We start from the raw sequence: 18,736 nt of genomic DNA, 5'->3' as shown, positions 1-18,736 counted from the left end.
GCGCCCGGTGCAGTACCGCGTCGGCGGTCCCGACATCCAGACGGTGCGCGACCTGGCGCAGCAGTTCGCCGGCATCATTTCCACCAATCCGAAGCTGGCAGCCCCCACCTTCGACTGGAATGAGCCGCAGCGCGTGCTGCGGGTCGACGTGCTGCAGGACAAGGCGCGCCAGCTCGGCATCACCTCCTCCGACATCGCCAGCGCGCTGAACAGCAAGGTCGGCGGCGTCACTATCACCCAGGTGCGCGACGCCACCTACCTGATCAATGTGGTCGCCCGCTCGCGCGAGGCCGAACGCGGCTCGATCGGAACGCTGCAGAACATGCAATTGCCGACCGGCACCGGCGAGTCGATCCCGCTCGCGGCGGTGGCCAACTTCCGCTACGAGCTCGAACAGCCGACAGTATGGCGCCGCGACCGCATCCCGACGATCACCGTGCGCGCCGGGCTGGTCGGCGACGTGCTGCCCGCCACCGTCGTCAACGAATTGAAGCCGTCGGTCGATGCCTTCATCGCCAAGCTGCCGCCGGGCTATTCGGTTGCCACCGCCGGCTCGGTCGAGGAGAGCGCCAACAGCCAGGGCCCGATCGCTGCCGTGGTGCCGCTGATGCTGTTCATCATGGCGACCATCCTGATGGTGCAGCTGCAGAGCTTCCAGCGTCTGTTCCTGGTCGTGGCGGTGGCGCCGCTGGGGCTGATCGGCGTGGTGGCCGCACTGGTGCCGAGCGGCGCGCCGCTCGGCTTCGTTGCCATCCTCGGCGTGCTGGCGCTGATCGGCATCCTGATCCGCAACTCTGTGATCCTGATCGTGCAGATCGAAGACCTCGTCGCCGAAGGCAAGGATCGCTGGGCGGCCGTCATCGAGGCGACCGAGCACCGCATGCGGCCGATCGCGCTGACGGCGGCTGCCGCCAGCCTGGCACTGATCCCGATCGCGCGCGAAGTGTTCTGGGGGCCGATGGCCTACGCCATGATGGGCGGCATCATCGCCGGCACGGCAATCACGCTGCTGTTCCTGCCGGCGCTTTATGTGACGTGGTTCAGGATCAAGGAGCCGAAGCAGGCGCAGGAGAGCGAAAGCTCACAAGGCAAAACGGTGCCGGAAGGTGGGGCAGCCTGAGGCAGAAAATTCGAGTTGCGACGTAAGCGATAGAAGTTACACCCTCACAAATCCTTCGCTCGCCCTGAGCAGGTTGCGCGTGTAGTCCTTGGTCACGCGATGCCCGATCAGTTGGCTCGCCGTGAGATTTTCCACCGCTTCGCCGTTCTGCATCACCATCAGCCGCTCGCACATGTGGGTTACGATGGCGAGGTCGTGGCTGACCATCAGGAAGGTGAGCTTGCGCCGCCGCCGGATCTCTTCCAGCAGGTTGAGCACTTCGGCCTGCACCGAGGCGTCCAGCGCCGAGGTCGGCTCGTCGAGCAGCAGGATCGACGGTTCGAGGATGAGTGCCCGCGCAATCGCCACGCGCTGGCGCTGGCCGCCGGAGAGTTGATGCGCATAGCGGAAGCGGAAACCGGTTCCGAGGCCCACCTCGTCCAGCGCGCGCTGAATGCGCTTTTCGCCATCGGCAAAGCCGTGGATGGCGAGCGGCTCTTGCAGCAGGCGGTCGACCGTCTGGCGCGGATGCAGCGAGCCATAGGGGTCCTGGAAGACCATCTGCACCTCGCGGTAGAAGGCCTTGTCACGGCGCGTGCCGAGCGTCTTGCCGTTGACGGCGATGGTGCCAGATGCAGCCGGCGCGAGACCGGCGATGGCTTTCAGCAGCGTCGATTTGCCGGAACCGCTCTCGCCGACCAGTCCGTAGGAGTCGCCTGATTTGACTTCGAGGCTGACGCCTTTCAGCGCGCGAAAGCCGTCGAAGACCACCTCCAGCCCGTCAATGGAAAGCGCGGCATTCATGACGCCCACTCCGGCTTGCGGTCGAGCACCGGCAGCGGGTGGCGTTCGAAGCCGATCCTGGGCATGCAATTGAGCAGGCCGCGCGTGTAGGGATGCTGGGCGTCGCGGAGCTCCGACGCCTTGAGCTGCTCGACCACCTTGCCGGCATACATGACGATGACGCGGTCGCAGAAGGAAGAGACCAGGCGCAGATCGTGCGAGATGAAGATCAGCCCCATGCCGCGCTCGCTGACCAGTCTGTCGAGGATACCGAGCACATCGAGCTGCACGGTAACGTCGAGCGCCGAAGTCGGCTCGTCGGCGATCATCATCTCGGGACCGGCGATCAGCATCATGGCGATCATGGCGCGCTGGCCCATGCCGCCCGAGACCTCGTGCGGATGCAGATCGAAGACGCGGGCCGGGTCGCGGATCTGCACAGCCTCCAGCATAGCCAGCGCCCGCTCGCGCGCCTCGGCCCTTCCGACCTTCTCATGCGTGCGCAGCGTCTCGACGATCTGGCGGCCGATGCTCATCACCGGATCGAGCGAATATTTCGGATCTTGCAGGATCATGGCGATGCGTTTTCCCCGCAGCGCGCGACGCTGGCGGGCCGGCGCCGCCAGCAGATCGATGCCGTCGAAGGCTAGCTTTTTCGCCGTCACCTCGGCCTGCGGCGGCGTCAGGCCCATGATGGCGCGGCCGGTCTGCGACTTGCCGGAGCCGCTCTCGCCGACGATGCCGAGCCGCTCGCGGCCGAGCGAGAAGGAAACGCCGCGCACCGCCTGGACCAGGCCGGTCCGGGTCGGAAAGTTGACGCGCAGGTCGTCGACTTCGAGAAGCGTGCTCATTGGTCACCACTCATTGGTCACCACTCCGGGGATCGAGCGCGTCGCGCAGGCCGTCGCCGAGCAGGTTGAAGCCGAGGCTGACGATGAGGATGGCGAAGCCCGGCGCGCCCGCCACCCACCATTGGTCGAGCACGAAGCGGCGGCCGGATGCGATCATGGCGCCCCATTCCGGCAGTGGCGGCTGCGCGCCGAGGCCGAGGAAGCCCAAGCCGGCGGCGGTGAGGATGATGCCGGCCATGTCGAGCGTCACGCGGATGATCAGCGAGGAGATGCAGAGCGGCATGATGTGGCGCAGAACGATGCGGAACGGCGAGGCGCCCATCAATTGCACTGCCTTGATGTAATCCGAATTGCGCACCGTCAGCGTCTCGGCGCGCGCGATGCGGGCATAGGGCGGCCAGGAGGTGATGGCGATCGCCAGCACCGCGTTCTCGATGCCGGGGCCAAGGGCGGCGACGAAGGCCAGCGCCAGGATCAACTTCGGGAAAGCGAGGAAGATGTCGGTGATGCGCATCAGGATGGCATCGGTCCAGCCGCCGGCATAGCCGGCGACGGTGCCGACCAGCAGGCCGATGGGCGCTGCGATGATGGCGACGAGAATGACGACGTAGAGCGTCCAGCGCGAGCCGTAGATGATGCGCGAATAGATGTCGCGGCCGAGATCGTCGGTGCCGAACCAGTGCGCGGCACTTGGCGCCAGCAGGCGAGAGCCCTTGAGGTCGCCAATGGTTGGCGAATAGGGCGCCAGCACGTCGGCGAAAGCCGCGACTACCAGCAGTCCGATGATGATGAGCAGCCCGACAAATGCCAGCCGGTTGGCGGAAAAGCGCCGCCAGGTCACATAGGCACGGCCGAGCCTTGCCTGCATGCGCGAGGCCGGCCGATCGCTGAGCAGCCAGTCGCGGCGGGTCTGGATTGTTTCCGCGCTCATCCTGCCTTGGTCCTCGGATCGAGCACCCGGTAGAGCAGGTCGGAGAAAAGATTGATGGCGATGAAGACCGAGCCGATGACGATGGTGCCGCCGAGCACGGCATTCATGTCGGCGTTCTGCAGCGAATTGGTGATGTAGAGGCCGATGCCCGGCCACGAAAACACCGTCTCGGTCAGCACCGAGCCTTCGAGCAACCCGGCATAAGAGAGCGCGATCACCGTGACCATCGGCACCGCGGCGTTGCGCAGTGCGTGGGACCAGATGATGCGCCGTTCCGACAGGCCCTTGGCGCGCGCGGCGACGATGTATTCCTGCGAAAGCTCGTTCAGCATGAAGGAGCGTGTCATGCGGCTGATATAGGCGAGCGAGAAATAGCCGAGCAGCGAGGCCGGCAGGATGATGTGGCGAAAGGCGTCGTAGAAGACATCCCACTGCCCCTGCATCGCCGCGTCGAGGAGATAGAAGCCGGTGATCGGCGTGAAGGTGTATTCGTAGACGACGTCGAGCCGCGCCGGGAAAGCCACCCACTGCAGCTTGGCGTAAAACAGGACAAGCCCGAGCAGGCCCAGCCAGAAGATTGGCACGGAATAGCCGATCAGGCCGATGATGCGCACGATCTGGTCGATGAGGCTGCCGCGCCGGACTGCTGCCAGCACGCCTAATGGCACACCGACGACCGAGCCGATCAGCGTGCCGAGCGTCGCCAGTTCGATGGTCGCCGGGAAGGCGCGGCGGATGTCGGTCATCACCGGGTTGGTGGTCAGCACCGAGGTGCCGAAATCGCCGTTCAGCGCGCCTTTCACGTAGATGTAGAACTGCTCGATCAGCGGCAGGTCGAGCCCCATCTCGCGACGGGTGCGCTCGACGACATTGGCCGGCGCCCGGTCGCCCAGCACCGCCAGCACCGGGTCGATCGGGATGACGCGGCCGATGAAGAAGGTCACCGCGAGAAGACCGAGATAGGTCGTGATCGCGATGACCAGGAAGCGGCCGATCGATGATAGAACAGTGACGGCACGGGCGCTGCCGCGCCCTGCCGCCACCTGGTTTTCAGCCGCGCTCATGCGGCGTGTCCGCCGGCATCACTCCTTTGAGACCGAACCGACGAAATTGGTGTCGAAGCTCGGGCCGAGCGCAAAGCCCTTGAGGTTCTTGCGCAGGCCGGCCACTTCCAGTTGCTGGTGGATGACGACGAAGGGGCTGGTGTCAAGGATCGTCTTCTGCAGATCCTTGTACATCTCGGCGCGCTTGGCCGAGTCCTTTTCGAGCAGGGCGGCTTCGGTTTGCTTGGTCAGGTCCGGAATGTCCCAGGCATTGCGCCAGGCCAGAGTCTTGGTCTTGCCGGCATCCGAATTATCGGGGTTCGAGGCAAAGGTCTGGGCGTTGGAGTTCGGATCGAAGTAATCCTGGCCCCACTGGCCGATATAGATGTCGTGGTTGCGGGCGCGGTACTTGGTCAGCGTCTGCTTGCCGTCGCCGGGGATGATCTCCAGTTTGATGCCGGCCTGGCCCAGCGTCTGCTGGATCGATTCCGCCATGCCGGTGATCGGCTGGCCGTTGCGCACATCCATGGTGACGCTGAAGCCGTCGGGCAGGCCGGCCTTGGCCAGCAGTTCCTTGGCCTTGGCGACGTCGAGCTTGAACGGGTTCTCGTCGATTGCGCCCAGGTCGCCCTTGGGCAGGAAGGATTGGTGGATTTCGCCGATGCCCTTGAGGATGGTCGAGCTCAGCGCGTCGTAGTCGACCAGATATTTGAAGGCCTGGCGAACCTCGGGCTTGGCGAGGTTCGGGTTCTTCTGGTTGAGGCTGATGTAGTAGACCGTGCCCTTGGGCGCGCTGGTGGTGGTGAGGTCGGCATTCTTGGCGATGGCGTCGAGATCGTTCGGCTCGAGATTGCGGGCAACGTCGATGTCACCGGCCTCCAGCGCCAGGCGCTGCGCCGAGCTTTCCTTCATGTTGCGATAGATGACACGGGCGAGCTTGGCCTTGTCGCCATTGTAATTGTCGTTGCGTTCAAGGACGACGGCCTCGTTGGCGCGCCATTCGCGCAGCTTGAACTGGCCGGAACCGGCATAGCCGGTCTTCAGCCAGGCATTGCCGAAGTCGTTGTCCCATTTGTAGTCGGCGCTCGGCGTCACCGCGGCGACATGTTCCTTGACCACCTTGGCGTCGACCACTGAAGCGACGGTGGCCGACAGGCAGTTCAGCACGAAGCTCGGCGCGTAGGCCTTGTCGACGGTGAACTGGAAGGTCGCGTCGTCGACGGCCTTGGCCTTCTCGGCGACATTGTCGCCGCTGACGCCGAACTGACCGATGATGAAGGCCGGGCTCTTGTCCAGCTTGACGGCGCGCTCGAAGGAATAGGCGACGTCGGCCGCCGTGATCGGGTTGCCGGAAGCGAATTTAAGCCCGGGCTTGAGCTTGAAGGTGTAGGTCAGGCCGTCGTCGGAAACGGTCCAGCTTTCGGCGAGATCGCCTTTGACCTTGGAGGTGTCGCTGAGGTCGAGGCGGACCAGGAGATCGTAGGTGTTGCCGGTGACCTCCGCGGTCGACAGCTCGAACGCCTCGCCTGGATCCATGGAGATGATGTCGTCGATGGCGAAACCTTCGACCAGCGTGTCGGCGGGCGTGACGGCAAACGCGGGTGCTACGAGCAGCGCGGACAGTGCGGCACCTGCAAGCAATGCGCGTGAGCGGAGAGCAAACTTTTCCAGCATCATGGTGATCGTTCCCTGTTTTGTCGGTTTGTTGACCTGAGTTCCCGGCTCAGGATTGCAGAATTCTTTAGGGGCCGAACGACGGCCCCATGACCCTTTAGCGTCGTGGTTTTTGTCCAATTGGTCAACACCATATCCGGCGGCTTCCAAGCCGGCAACGAGCATTTGCAAGGCCGTATATTGGTCCAGAATGGCTTGCCAAGCCGAGGCAAACTCCGGCTAACCAATGCCACCAATCGGGAAACAACTGCCAATGTCTGGGCTACTTCAGCACTGTGACCAGATCGGCGTCCGGAAAGCAGGTGGCGGCGCGACCGTTCTTTGCCTGCCAGTTGCCGATCGAGCGGCGCGTCTTGAAGCCGGGCAGGCCGTCGGCGCTGCCGACATCGTAGCCCTCGGCCTCGAGTGCCCGCTGCAGGGCGGCGATGTCGGATCTGTGCAGGCCGCCGACCGGCCCCCAACTGCCGGTAAAATTCGAGTCGCCCTGGGCGATGCGGTCGGCGCCATGGCCGATGAACAGGGCGTAGAGGTCGCTGGTGTTGTATTCCTTCAGCACGTAGAAATTGGGCGTGACGATGAAGGCCGGGCCGCTGCGCCCGGCCGGCATCAGGAGAAAGCCCTCGGCCTTCAATTCGCTTGCCGGGAAGGCTTTCGTGCCGACGCGCCTGATGCCCATCGCCACCCATTCGGAGATCTTCTTGCCCTGGTCGGGTCCTTCGAGCGAGCAGGAGACTTTTTGCGGCACTGTCACCTCGAACCCCCAGCCGCGGTTCCTCACCCAGCCATAGTGGACGAGGTAGTTGGCGATCGAGGCCAGCACGTCAGGCGCCGAATTCCAGATGTCGGGCCGGCCGTCGCCATCGAAATCGACAGCATGTTTGAGGAAGGATGTCGGCATGAATTGCGGCTGGCCGAGTGCGCCGGCCCAGGACGACTTCATCGCCCCAACCGGGGCCAGCCCGCGCTCGACGATCTCGAGTGCCGCCAGCAGCTCGGTGCGGAAGAAGTCCTTCTTCGTCGACATGAATGCCTTGGTGCCCAGCACCTCGAAGGCGTCGTAGGGCATCTTGGCCGCGCCGAAGCCGCTTTCGCGGCCCCAGATCGCCAGCAGCACCTCGCCCGGTGCGCCGTAGCGCTTCTCAAGCAATCCGAGCACCCTCGCATTGGCGCCCTCGCGCGTCCGTCCGCCGGCTGTGACGGCGCGAACGGTCCTCTCGGCAAAATAGGCACCGGGCGATCCGAACTCTGCCTGATGCTGCTTTTGCGGCGTCTTCGGCTTCTCTCCGGGCATAACCAGGTCGGGCAACTTGAGGTTCGGCTTCACGCCGACGAAGGCCTCGTCGAAGGTTTTCTTGGAGATGCCTTTGGCCTTGGCTTCGGGCCAGAGGTTGTTTTGCAGCCAGGCATAGAACTGGTCGTCGATTTTTGCGGCGGAGGCGGGGAAGGTGGCGAGGAGCGCGATCAGCGCTGCGAAGACGTAAAGCAGAGCGAATTTGAGAGATTGGCGTTCCTTCACACCCCCCTCTGTCCTGCCGAGGGGGGTGGGACGGAGAACAATCGTTTCAGGAAAACCGCTCATCACAGATCCTCCCCGCCAATTGCGTCAAAACGCCGTCCGCGAGCGTAGCGCGGCAGCAAGCGTGCCTTCATCGAGATAATCAAGCTCGCCGCCGACCGGCACACCATGCGCCAAACGAGTGACTTTGATTTCGAAGCCGGAAAGCTGATCCGTCAAATAGTGAGCCGTGGTCTGGCCCTCGACGGTGGCGTTGACGGCGAGGATGACCTCCTTTACCTCGCCACCCGCCACACGGTCGACCAGCGAGCGGATGTTGAGCTGTTCGGGGCCGATGCCGTCGAGCGGCGACAGCGTGCCGCCAAGCACATGGTAGCGCACGTTCATGGCGGCTGCCCGCTCCAGCGCCCACAGGTCGGAGACATCCTCGACGACGATCAGCGTGGCGGCGTCGCGGCGCGGATCGGTGCAGATCATGCAGGGGTCGGAGGTGTCGACATTGCCGCAGGTGGTGCAAATGCGCACCTTGTCGGCCGCCTCGCCCATGGCGGCGGCGAGCGGCGACAAAAGCTGCTCCTTCTTCTTGATGAGATGAAGGGCGGCACGCCTAGCTGAACGGGGACCGAGCCCCGGCACCTTGGCCAGGAGTTGGATCAGGCGTTCGATCTCGGGACCGGCGATTCGCTTGGACATCGCACTGATCTAGGATTTTTCCACACGCTTTGGAACAGCGCAGCGCCACGCGTCCGCACGCTACCTGCCATAACCAGTCAGCCCAAAACGCCCAGCCAAGACGCTGAGCGCCGACCGTTCCTTAGTAGGTTTCGAGCGGCCGGCTCTGGCTGACGATCAGCGCGCCGATGGCATCGGTGTTCTCAGGCGTCGACTGGAACCCCATCGCTGCCTCTTGCGGCGCCGGGAACGAGGTGATGGCCTGCTGGGGTGCGGCTCCGCCGAAACGGGAAGCGTCCGGTTCCTGCATGGGCTCCTGCATCGCCACAACGGTCTGCTTGGGCGGCGCGGATTTCACCGCCGCAGCGACGCGCGAGGATTTCGCCGGCTGCGCTACCGCAGCGGTGACATAGGTTGCCTGGGCGGGGGCTGCCTGGGCGGGAACTGTCTTGTCGGCCGTCGCCCTGGCAGCCGTCGCCTTGGCGGTGGTAGCCTTGACACCGGGCAAAGGCTCCGCGGAAGCCACGAGCGTCACCGGCGCGGCGGCCTCCGATGACCGAGGCGTCGCAGAGGCAACCATCGTCTGGGGCTCGTCCGGCAGCGGCTTCCAGTTGCGGCCGCGCTTCTCATAGAAGGCGTTGCCGCCGGCGACCATCGTGTAGTGCATGTTCTTGTAGGGGAAGCGCAGGCCGGCGGTGTGGAAGAACATCGTGTTCTTCAGCTTGCCCTTGCGCTCGCCCTTGAGCACCGCCTCGGCGGCTTCCTCGACATCGGGCATCGCCTTGGAGTTCATCGGCCGCGTCATCACGCCCGGCGCGAACTGGCCTTTCTCACCGACGACTTCGCAGATGGTGTTGCCATGCTGGCCAGAGCGCAGCCGGTTCATCACCACCGTGCCGACAGCGATCATGCCGTCGCGGCTCGACCGGTTGGACTCGAAGAACATCGCCCGCTCCAGGCACTCCTTCTCCTTCGGCGTGTGGCCGTAGGCGCCTGTGCTGAGGAAGCTTGGCGTGATGGCGTTGGTCAGGCTGGCGACCGACATGCCGTGCGTGGTGGTCTGGCTGCAACCGGCCAGGAACAGGGGAGAAGTGACGATGCTGAGCAGCAGCGGCGTCTTCCATCGCGTCGCGATCAACAAAAATGCCTCATTTCCAGCTGCCAGCCCGCCCCGAGATGTGGCAAGAATGAGACTCTTAACGGCAAAAAGATGGCTAAAGGATTAGCATTCGTGCAGCATAGGTAAAACTTTATAAATGCCCGGAAATGACGGCGTGAACTAAGCCAGGGAAAGTCCTAACAACAGCCCCGGCGTCCAATTTCCGTTCATAATCAATTAACTGGTCGGAGCCGGCTTAGAACGGCAATTTCATTCCGGGCGGGATCGGCAAGCCTGCCGTCAGCGCCTTGGTCTTCTCCTGCATGACCTGCTCGACCTTATTTTTGGCGTCATTGTGGGCGGCGAGAAGCAGGTCCTCGAGGATCTCGACCTCGTCTTCCTTGAACAGCGACGGATCGATCTTCAGCGACTTCATCTCGAACTTGCCGGTCAGCGTCACGACGACCAGGCCGCCGCCGGCCTGGCCGGTGGCTTCCAGCGTGGCGATCTCGTCCTGCATGGCCTGGAACTTGGCCTGCATTTCCTTCGCCTTGCCCATCAGGCCGAGAAGATCTTTCATCGTTAGGTCCTCAGTTTTCAGTTTTCTTCGTCGTCCGCCGCCGATTCGACCGGCAGCTCGGCCTCGGCGTCGTCGACTTCCGGCGTGTCAGGAATGCGCACGTCGATGATCTTGGCGCCGGGAAAGCGCGCCAGGATGGCGGCAACCGTCGGATCGCTCTTGGCATCGAGGAAGGCGTTTTCGCGTTTCGTCGATTCCATCTCGGCCATTGTCTGGCCGCCGGCTTCCTTCGACAGCGACACCAGCCAGTTGCGGCCGGTCCAGGCGCGCAGCTTGGTCGTCAGGTCGTTGAGCAGCATCTTCGGCGCGTCGTCAGTCAGGCTGACGTCGATGCGGCCGGGCTCGATGCGCACCAGGCGCACGCAGCGCTTGATCAGCACCTTGAAGGCGATGTCGCGATTGACGTCGGCGAGCGCGGCGATGTCGGCCAGCGATTTCACCGGAACCACGGGCACTTCGGCGATCGGTTCCGGTGCCGGCACGAAAGCGGTGGGTAGCGGCTCGGCCTCGACCAGCCGCATCGTCTGCGCACCGCCGCCGGTCGTCGGCATGCGTGTCTGCGCCACCGCGCTGGCACCGCCGCCATTGCCGGGGTTAGCGGGGGCCCCATTCGAGCGAGGCGCGCCATTGGGACCCGATGCGGCGCCTTCCAGCGATTTCAGCGCCTCGTCCAGCGTCGGCAGGTCGGCGGCATGGGCGAGCCGGATCAGCACCATTTCGGCGGCGCTGACCGGCCGGTTGGACGACTGCACCTCGGGGATGCCTTTCAGGAGCATCTGCCATGTCCTGGACAGCACCCGGACCGAAAGCGTCCTGGCGAAATCGGCGCCGCGCCGGCGCTCGTCCTCGGACAGCGAGGCGTCATCGAGGGCGGTCGGCACGAAGCGCAGGCGAGTGACGAGATGGTTGAACTCGGCAAGGTCGGTCAGCACGGCGGCGGGATCGGCGCCGGTGTCGTACTGGTTGCGGAATTCGGCGAGTGCCGCCGCGACGTCGCCCTTCATGACATGTTCGAACAGGTCAACGATGCGGGCACGGTCGGCAAGGCCCAGCATGGCGCGCACGGCTTCGGCGCTGACCGCGCCGCTGCCATGGGCGATCGCCTGGTCGAGAATGGAAAGCGAATCGCGGGCCGAGCCTTCGGCGGCGCGAGCGATCATCGCCAGCGCGTCGTCGTCGACCGCAATGCCTTCCTTGCCGGCGATGGACGAGAGATGCGCGACCAGCGCACCGGCGTCGATGCGCCTGAGGTCGAAACGCTGGCAGCGCGACAGAACGGTGATCGGCACCTTGCGAATTTCGGTGGTGGCGAAGATGAATTTGACGTGCGGCGGCGGCTCTTCCAGCGTCTTCAACAGGCCGTTGAAGGCCTGGGTGGAGAGCATGTGCACTTCGTCGATGATGTAGACCTTGTAGCGGGCCGAGACCGGCGCATAGCGCACGCGCTCGATGATGTCCCTGATATCGTCGATGCCGGTGTGCGAGGCGGCGTCCATCTCGATGACGTCGACATGGCGGCCTTCCATGATCGGCTGGCAATGCTCGCCCAAGACGGCAAGGTCTACCGATGGCTGGTCGACGGTGGCGGTCTTGTAGTTCAGGGCGCGTGCCAGGATGCGGGCCGTCGTCGTCTTGCCGACACCGCGCACGCCGGTCAGCATCCAGGCCTGGGCGATGCGGCCGGAGGCGAAGGCATTGGTCAGCGTGCGGACCATCGGCTCCTGGCCGATCAGCTCGGAGAAATTCGAGGGACGGTATTTGCGCGCCAGGACGCGGTAGGCGCCGGCCTTGTCCGTCCCCAAATTTCCGGCTTCGCTCATTCGCCGTCAAAGCTCCCAGGACCGCGACGGAAGGCGGCCGATTCCTGCGCATAGTTTCGCCCGCACGGCTTGGCGCCGTCAATGTCGCGACAGTAAGGCGAAGAGGCGGGAGGCTGGAACAATGACCCGTTCCGGGCTCGTTAGGGCTGCTTCCTTCCGGACCTGACCCGGTTGGCGAGTGGATCGTCCACCACCAACCTCCCGCGTTCCATATCGGCAATTCGGCGATGAAATGCAAGGGCGCACGAGAATCGGCGCCACGAAGCCCGGAAGGTTCTTCGCCCGACAGGCCTTCAAATCCGCAATACCGGCCAATGAATCGCTTGCAGCCCCCTTGCAGCCGCTCTAGCGTCCATGAGTCAAAAAAAAGCGCTGCGAAGCCCATAAAAGTGAGGAAAACGCCTATGCTGCCGGGCCTCAAGGCCGGATTCACGCTCGACGCCAGGCTGGAGGCGGACAGCGAGCAGCTGATGTGGCTTGGCCTGTGCGAACTCAGGGTCATGAACGACCGCCGCTGGCCATGGCTGATCCTGGTGCCGCAGCGGCCGGGCGTGGAAGAAATCCACGACATGACGCCGCTCGACCAGGCGATGCTGACCTTCGAGACCAACATGGTTGCGCAGGCGCTGAAAAGGACCACCGGCTGCACCAAGATCAACACCGGCGCGCTCGGCAATATCGTGCGCCAGCTGCACGTCCATGTCATCGCGCGCTCGGAGGGCGATCCGGGCTGGCCGGGGCCGGTCTGGGGGCACGGCATGCGCGAGCCCTACCAAAAGTCCGACATCCGCCGGTTTGCCCAAACGATCAAGGCGGCGTTATAAGCGGACCCCCGAGTCCATCCTGAGCAGTTTCGAGTCTCCATGAGCTTCCGCCTGTTTGACGCGCCCTTGCGCGAGCCGAGCCAGTTCGTCGGCTTTGCCGGCAACACGATCGACCGGCAGTCCGAGAACCGCGCCGACGATTCCGTCGAAAAGGCGCTCGCCGACCCTGCGGCAAGGCTTCTGCTGATGCATGGCGGCCGGCTTCATCTGAAGCTCGGGGATGGCGGGCTCAATCCCTGGTTCAACGTGACCGAGAGCGGGCCGTTCCAGCCATCACTTGCGCAAGGGGTCCTGCTCGGCTTTTCCGAGAGCGGCCCGGTGCTTGCCGTGCCGGTCGGGATCGAGCCCGAGCAGCTTCCCGAGACGATCAAGGCCATCGACTACCGCTCGGTCTACATGCAAGGGCTGATCGACGAGGCGGCGGCAGGCGCGCTGGCGCAAGGCGCGGCCTTGCTTGCCTGGCATGCCAGCCATCGCTTCTGCAGCAAATGCGGCAATGAATCCGAAATGCGGGCGGGCGGCTACAAGCGGCACTGCCCGGCCTGCGGCACCGAGCATTTCCCGCGCACCGACCCCGTGGCGATCATGCTGACGGTGACGCCGGAAAAATGCCTGCTCGGCCGCGGCCGGCATTTTGGGCCGGGCATGTATTCGGCGCTCGCCGGCTTCATCGAGCCGGGCGAAACGATCGAGGCGGCGGTGCGCCGCGAAACGCTGGAGGAGGCCGGCATCCGGCTTGGCCGTGTCGTCTACCACGCCAGCCAGCCCTGGCCGTTCCCCTATTCGCTAATGATCGGCTGCTTCGGCGAACCGCTCAACGACGACATCCAGGCCGACCTCAACGAGCTCGAAGACTGCCGCTGGTTCTACCGCGACGAGGTGCGGTTAATGCTGACCCGCGAGCATGCGGGCGGCCTGATCACACCGCCGAAAGGGGCAATCGCCCACCACCTTATCCGCGCTTGGGTCGATAGCGAGTAGGAGCAGAAAAATGATCCGTCATACCGTCGTGTTCACGCTGAAGCATCCGCTGCATTCGCTGGAGGAAAAGAGGTTTCTCGCCGACGCCAAGAGTATCCTCGCCGCGATCAAGGGCGTCACCCATTTCGAGCAGTTGCGGCAGGTCAGCCCGAAGAACGACTATCGCTTCGGCTTCTCGATGGAGTTCGCCGATCAGGCCGCCTATACGCGGTACAACGACCACCCCGATCATGTCGCCTTCGTCCGCGACCGTTGGCTGCCGGAAGTCGAAGCCTTCATGGAGATCGACTACGTGCCGCTCGGCTGGAATTAGGATCCAGTCACTCCGACGACCGCGTTCGATCCAAAGTGGCCATTGTGAAGCTATCGAGCGCGAAACTCACCTTCTGGCGGTCTTTGGAGAATGGTTTCGATCTCAGCCATCACGGTCTCAGGCAGCGGCCCAAACTCCAGGGCCGCGGCGTTCTCGACAGCCTGCCTGGGAGTTTTTGCGCCGGGGATCGGGTGAATGTTGCCGCCTTTCGACAGCAGCCAGCACAAGGCCCCCTGACCGAGCGTCCGCCCACCGGCGGTGAGCAAGTCGCGGATTGCATCGATCTGCCTGGTCAAGTCGGAACGGGCGCGTGATGCTTCAAAGTACACCTGCCAATCCGCGGGAACCGACCTGACATCGTCGGGTGGAACCGTCCGTCCATCCGAGAATTTCCCCGTCAACACGCCCATGGCGAGCGGCGACCGGATCAGCTGCGCCAAGCCGTTGTCATGTGCGGTTTTGCACATGGACGGCGCATCGAAGAAGACATTCATCGCATGCTGGACCGTTGAAAAGCCGCTCCGGTCAGCGAATGCCTCGACGCTTGGCGGAAAGTCCGTGCTCCAGCCATAGCTTCGAATATCGCCAGCCTGTTCAAGTTGCTCCAGGACCTCGAACGCGGGTGCCGCATCTTCGATCGCAAGATCGTTCAGGTGAAGCAGCATCACGTCGATGCGATCGCGGCCCAGTCGGCGGAGGCTCTCAGCAACCGACCGGCGCACATAGTCGGGGTCGAACCTTGCGCCCATCATCTGGCGGGAATCCGGATCGAAGGAATGGCCGAACTTCGACACGATGACTGCTTCCGAACGGTCCGAGAGCGCCTCGCCCAAAAGCTCCTCCGAGTGCCCGGCCCCATACACCGCCGACGTATCGAAGAGCCGAATTCCACCATCCCATGCCGCATGAATGGTCTTCACGGATTGGCTGTCGTCAGTGCCGGAATATCCGACCGCACTCTCTCCTGACCAAAAGGGGCCGCCGATTGCCCAGCAACCCATGCCAATCCGCGATCCCAGATGAATTTTCATTGCCATATTCATGTCTCCGCAGGCTGCCCGGTATTGATATGGCGCCAGATCGACCTCAGATGGGAGTCGACAAAAATGGAGAGGGCTGCGCATGAATGAAATGGATGTCGACTGGTCGGATCTGAGAATCTTTCTGGCAGTCGCGCGCGATGGAAGCCTTTCGTCCGCAGCCAAGGCCGTTGGCCAGAGTGCGGCAACGCTGAGCCGACATGTCGTCGATCTTGAGCGGGCGCTGGGCGCCGAGTTGTTCTCCCGGCTGCCATCTGGCTATGAGCTGACAGCGGCAGGTCGAGCGCTGACGTCTCAGGCGGAGACCATCGAGCAGCGGTTCCTGGATATTGCCAGGGAGTTCTCGCGACGAAACGTGTCGGCGCCCATCCGTGTGTCCGCTGGCACCTGGATGACCTGGTACCTGGCACGCAACATCGAAAAACTGGGGTTGAGCGACCGGAATATCGTCTTCAGCGCCGTTGAAGAGGTGCAGAACATAGGCAGGCGCGAGGCATTGATCGGGATTCGGAACCGGAGGCCGTCCGAGCAGGGAGTCGCGGCTCGCAGGACAAAGACCGTCGCATTTGCTCCCTACGCACATCCGAATGCTGTTCGAAAGACTGATTGGATCGCGGCTACAGTGAACACGCCATCGGCAATCTGGGTGCGCGCCAACAAGCGAGATCAAATACGCTTTGAAGTCACCCAGCCGCGCTCGCTCCTCGACCTCGCGCTTGCCGGCGCCGGCCATGTGGTGTTGCCCTGCTTCGTTGGCGATGCCCACAACGATCTGGTCCGCACCGATGATGTGATCGAGGAGTTGTCACATGAACAATGGCTGGTGGTGCATGGCGATGATCGCAAATTGCCGGAGGTGCGCGCGACGATCGACAAGATCGCACGGCTCATTGGTTCGGATCGAGCCTTCGACGGCAAGAGTTGACCGTCCGCAGTCCACCGGTCGCGGACGATCCCGTTCAAACGAGGGCGCTAGTCGGCCACCTTCCACTGCTCGCGTGACTGGCTGGCAGGATAGACGCCGAGGATGCGCATTTCGCGCGAGAAGAAGCGCAGCTCGTCGAGCGCCAGCTTGACCAGCGGATCGTCGGGATGGCCCTCGATATCGGCGTAGAACAGGGTCGCGGTGAAGGCACCCAGCTGGTAGCTTTCGAGCTTCGTCATGTTGATGCCGTTGGTGGCGAAGCCGCCCATGGCCTTGTAGAGCGCGGCCGGCACGTTGCGAACGCGGAAGATGAAGGTCGTCATCATCTTGACGTCCGGCGCCGGGCGCTCAGCCCAGTGCTTGTTCTTGGTCAGTACGACGAAGCGGGTGACGTTCGAGTCTGTGTCCTCGACATTCTTCTCGATGATGTCGAGCCCGTAGAGCTCTGCGGCCAGCGCCGGGGCGAGCGACGCCATGGTGCGGTCCTTGACCTCGGAAACCAGCTTCGCCGAACCCGCCGTGTCGCCGGCGACCACCGGCTTCCAGCCATTCTTGCGGATGTATTTGCGGCACTGACCGAGTGCATGGATATGGCTGTGCACGGTCTTGATCTCTTCGCGCTTCACACCCGGCAGCACCATCAACTGGAAGTGGATCGGCAGAAAATATTCGCCGACGATGTGCAACTTCGATTCCGGCAGGAGATGATGGATGTCGGCGACACGCCCGGCGATCGTGTTCTCGATCGGGATCATGGCGAGCTCGGCCTTGCCGGTCTCGACCGCGTTGAAGGCATCCTCGAAGGTCGGGCACGGCAACGGCTCCATCGCCGGGAACATATTGCGGGAGGCGGTGTCGGAATTGGCGCCCGGTTCACCCTGGAAGGATATTCTGTTGGTCTTTTCAGGCATGCCCAAATCTCAGTTTGAAAGGATTTCTCTGGCGCGTTCGAGATCTTCCGGCGTGTCGACGCCGAGCGGCAGCGACTGGACGATCTCGGCGTCGATGCGCATGCCGGCCTCCAGCGCCCGCAATTGCTCCAGCCGTTCGCGCCGCTCCAGCGGCGACGGTTTCAGGGCGACGAAGCGCTCAAGCGCCGAGCGCCGATAGGCGTAGAGGCCGATGTGATGATACAGTGGCCCCTCGCCCCAGGGCGCGGTGGCGCGGGTGAAATAGAGCGCCCTGAGCCGCGTCGCCGACAGCGGCGAGCCGACGATCTTGACGACGTTCGGATTGGTCTTTTCCTCGTCGCGGACGATCTCGACGCCGAGCGTGGCGATGTCGACCGACGCGTCCTCGAAGGGCCTTAGCGCCGCTACGATGATCTCAGGCTCGATTGTCGGCAGGTCGCCCTGGACATTGACGATGGTTTCGACCTTGCGGTCGGGGTCGAGGACGGTCAGCGCCTCGAAGATGCGGTCCGAGCCGGATTGGTGATCGGCACGGGTCATCACCGCCTCGAACCCGTGCGCACGCACTGCGTCGGCCACGGCTTCGGTGTCGGTCGCCACCACCACCCGGCCAAGCCCGGCCTCGGCGCCGCGGCGGGCGACCTGCACGATCATCGGCGCGCCGGCAATGTCGGCCAGCGGCTTGCCCGGCAGCCGGGTCGAGGCCATGCGGGCCGGGATGAGGATGAGCGTGGACATCGAGGTTGCGGGGCGTTGGAAAAGCGGATGGGAAAGTGGCAAAAGGTCTCACTGGAAGCGCCCTTATAGGTGTTGCAACGCCAGAGCAAAAGACCTAGTTTCCGCCCGATTTGACCGCCCCAGCGGGGCGGGCCACGATACCGACGGACGGAGTGGACGGTCGGTCCGCCGGAAAAGGGAGCAAGGGGCGTATGGATTCCAACGAAGTCAACAAGCTGCTCGGCGGATTCCTTGGCACCTGTTTCATCGTCTTTTCCGTCGGCATCGTCTCCGACGCGCTGTTTGCTTCGCCCGCGCCCGAAAAGCCCGGCTTCGCGATCGAGGCGATCGAGCCCGCCGAAGGCGGAGCGGCTGGCCCGGCGGCGGAAGCCAAGCCGATCGCCGATCTTTTAGCCACCGCCAATGCCGAGGCGGGCGCTGCCGTGTTCAAGAAATGCCAGGCTTGCCATACCGGCGAAAAGGGCGGTCCGAACAAGGTTGGCCCCGATCTTTGGGATCTTGTCGACCGCCCGGTGGCCGAGCATGAGGGCTTTGCCTATTCGGCCGGCATGAAGGATTTCTCCAAGGGCGGCGCCGAGAAGTGGACCTACGACAACCTCAACCACTTCCTCCTTTCGCCGAAGAAGTTCGTGAAGGGCACGGCAATGGGTTTCGCCGGCCTGGCGAAGGACGAGGATCGCGCCAACGTCATCGCCTATCTGCGCACGCTGTCCGACAATCCGAAGCCGCTGCCGGCGCCAGGTGCGGCCGCCGACGCGACCGCGCCGGCGAAGCCAGCCGAAGGTGCGGCACCGGCAGCACCGGCGCCAGCCGCTCCGGCAAAGCCGGCCGAAGGTGCGGCGCCCGCCAAATAACGAATTTGTCATGCGGACATTCACAGAAAAGCCGGGTTCAGCCCGGCTTTTTTGTTAGGAAAACCGCATGTGCGGCGACAAA

Annotated in this window: 18 protein-coding genes, 1 other RNA gene and 1 pseudogene; 6 read left to right on the top strand and 14 right to left on the bottom strand. The window is 63.9% G+C overall.

Going from position 1 to position 18,736, the window contains the following annotated elements:
* Position 1: 1 nt before the first annotated feature.
* A pseudogene (locus ACSQ3Z_RS07465) lies at positions 2-1,120 on the top strand (efflux RND transporter permease subunit); the annotation flags it as partial.
* Between the two features lie 36 nt (positions 1,121-1,156).
* On the opposite strand, the gene ACSQ3Z_RS07460 reads toward ACSQ3Z_RS07465, so the two are convergent.
* The 11 genes from ACSQ3Z_RS07460 to ffs all read right to left on the bottom strand — a co-directional run bounded on the left by ACSQ3Z_RS07460 (position 1,157) and on the right by ffs (position 12,270).
* On the bottom strand, positions 1,157-1,903 hold the full coding sequence (locus tag ACSQ3Z_RS07460) for an ABC transporter ATP-binding protein (protein ID WP_436170680.1): 747 nt from the start codon (positions 1,901-1,903) through the stop codon (positions 1,157-1,159).
* Positions 1,900-2,733 (bottom strand): ABC transporter ATP-binding protein, encoded by an 834-nt coding sequence (locus tag ACSQ3Z_RS07455; RefSeq protein ID WP_436170679.1) that lies wholly within the window; start codon positions 2,731-2,733, stop codon positions 1,900-1,902. The genes ACSQ3Z_RS07460 and ACSQ3Z_RS07455 overlap by 4 nt, the downstream gene beginning before the upstream one ends.
* Positions 2,734-2,743: 10 nt before the next feature.
* Positions 2,744-3,664: a nickel transporter permease gene (gene nikC / locus ACSQ3Z_RS07450; protein ID WP_436170678.1), complete on the bottom strand. Its 921-nt coding sequence runs from the start codon at positions 3,662-3,664 to the stop codon at positions 2,744-2,746.
* The gene (locus ACSQ3Z_RS07445; RefSeq protein ID WP_436170677.1) at positions 3,661-4,728 is read right to left on the bottom strand and encodes an ABC transporter permease; all 1,068 of its coding nucleotides are present in this window, start codon (positions 4,726-4,728) and stop codon (positions 3,661-3,663) included. Before ACSQ3Z_RS07445 ends, nikC begins: the two co-directional genes overlap by 4 nt.
* An 18-nt stretch (positions 4,729-4,746) precedes the next feature.
* The gene (locus ACSQ3Z_RS07440; RefSeq protein WP_436170676.1) at positions 4,747-6,384 is read right to left on the bottom strand and encodes an ABC transporter substrate-binding protein; all 1,638 of its coding nucleotides are present in this window, start codon (positions 6,382-6,384) and stop codon (positions 4,747-4,749) included.
* A 259-nt stretch (positions 6,385-6,643) separates the two neighbouring features.
* Positions 6,644-7,960 (bottom strand): lytic murein transglycosylase, encoded by a 1,317-nt coding sequence (locus ACSQ3Z_RS07435; protein ID WP_436170675.1) that lies wholly within the window; start codon positions 7,958-7,960, stop codon positions 6,644-6,646.
* Positions 7,961-7,984: 24 nt separating this feature from the next.
* Positions 7,985-8,590, bottom strand: coding sequence for a recombination mediator RecR (gene recR / locus ACSQ3Z_RS07430; RefSeq protein ID WP_006199390.1), 606 nt, complete (start codon positions 8,588-8,590; stop codon positions 7,985-7,987).
* Positions 8,591-8,711: 121 nt separating this feature from the next.
* Positions 8,712-9,707 (bottom strand): cell wall hydrolase, encoded by a 996-nt coding sequence (locus tag ACSQ3Z_RS07425; RefSeq protein WP_436170674.1) that lies wholly within the window; start codon positions 9,705-9,707, stop codon positions 8,712-8,714.
* Between the two features lie 217 nt (positions 9,708-9,924).
* A complete protein-coding gene (locus ACSQ3Z_RS07420; RefSeq protein ID WP_120015025.1) occupies positions 9,925-10,248 on the bottom strand; it encodes a YbaB/EbfC family nucleoid-associated protein in 324 nt (107 codons plus the stop codon).
* 17 nt (positions 10,249-10,265) lie between these two features.
* On the bottom strand, positions 10,266-12,068 hold the full coding sequence (locus ACSQ3Z_RS07415; RefSeq protein ID WP_436170673.1) for a DNA polymerase III subunit gamma/tau: 1,803 nt from the start codon (positions 12,066-12,068) through the stop codon (positions 10,266-10,268).
* Between the two features lie 105 nt (positions 12,069-12,173).
* An RNA gene (gene ffs, locus ACSQ3Z_RS07410) (signal recognition particle sRNA small type) lies at positions 12,174-12,270 on the bottom strand.
* 202 nt (positions 12,271-12,472) lie between these two features.
* On the opposite strand from ffs, the gene ACSQ3Z_RS07405 reads away from it, so the two are divergent.
* From ACSQ3Z_RS07405 to ACSQ3Z_RS07395, 3 genes are read left to right on the top strand one after another with little or no spacing between them, the layout of a single operon-like run.
* Positions 12,473-12,892, top strand: coding sequence for an HIT domain-containing protein (locus ACSQ3Z_RS07405; RefSeq protein ID WP_120015023.1), 420 nt, complete (start codon positions 12,473-12,475; stop codon positions 12,890-12,892).
* A gap of 39 nt (positions 12,893-12,931) precedes the next feature.
* Entirely contained in the window at positions 12,932-13,873 is a 942-nt protein-coding gene (nudC, locus tag ACSQ3Z_RS07400) for an NAD(+) diphosphatase (protein WP_436170672.1), read from the top strand.
* Between the two features lie 10 nt (positions 13,874-13,883).
* Positions 13,884-14,186, top strand: a complete 303-nt coding sequence (locus ACSQ3Z_RS07395; protein ID WP_436170671.1) for a Dabb family protein — start codon at positions 13,884-13,886, stop codon at positions 14,184-14,186.
* A 50-nt stretch (positions 14,187-14,236) separates the two neighbouring features.
* Here the strand turns inward: ACSQ3Z_RS07395 and ACSQ3Z_RS07390 are convergent, their stop codons facing one another.
* On the bottom strand, positions 14,237-15,223 hold the full coding sequence (locus ACSQ3Z_RS07390; protein WP_436170670.1) for an aldo/keto reductase: 987 nt from the start codon (positions 15,221-15,223) through the stop codon (positions 14,237-14,239).
* A gap of 85 nt (positions 15,224-15,308) precedes the next feature.
* Between ACSQ3Z_RS07390 and ACSQ3Z_RS07385 the strand changes: the two genes are divergently transcribed.
* Positions 15,309-16,151 (top strand): LysR family transcriptional regulator, encoded by an 843-nt coding sequence (locus ACSQ3Z_RS07385; RefSeq protein ID WP_436170669.1) that lies wholly within the window; start codon positions 15,309-15,311, stop codon positions 16,149-16,151.
* Positions 16,152-16,198: 47 nt separating this feature from the next.
* Here the strand turns inward: ACSQ3Z_RS07385 and ACSQ3Z_RS07380 are convergent, their stop codons facing one another.
* Positions 16,199-17,062, bottom strand: coding sequence for a prephenate dehydratase (locus ACSQ3Z_RS07380; protein ID WP_404275227.1), 864 nt, complete (start codon positions 17,060-17,062; stop codon positions 16,199-16,201).
* 9 nt (positions 17,063-17,071) lie between these two features.
* Positions 17,072-17,800, bottom strand: a complete 729-nt coding sequence (locus ACSQ3Z_RS07375) for a 3-deoxy-manno-octulosonate cytidylyltransferase (protein ID WP_436170668.1) — start codon at positions 17,798-17,800, stop codon at positions 17,072-17,074.
* A 191-nt stretch (positions 17,801-17,991) separates the two neighbouring features.
* Between ACSQ3Z_RS07375 and ACSQ3Z_RS07370 the strand changes: the two genes are divergently transcribed.
* Entirely contained in the window at positions 17,992-18,654 is a 663-nt protein-coding gene (locus ACSQ3Z_RS07370) for a c-type cytochrome (protein WP_436170667.1), read from the top strand.
* Positions 18,655-18,736: the final 82 nt, after the last annotated feature.

This window comes from Mesorhizobium sp. LjNodule214 (assembly GCF_964252735.1).
GTDB lineage: Bacteria > Pseudomonadota > Alphaproteobacteria > Rhizobiales > Rhizobiaceae > Mesorhizobium.
Note: the sequence above shows the minus strand (reverse complement) of the source record. Positions and strands in the feature narration are given on the sequence as shown.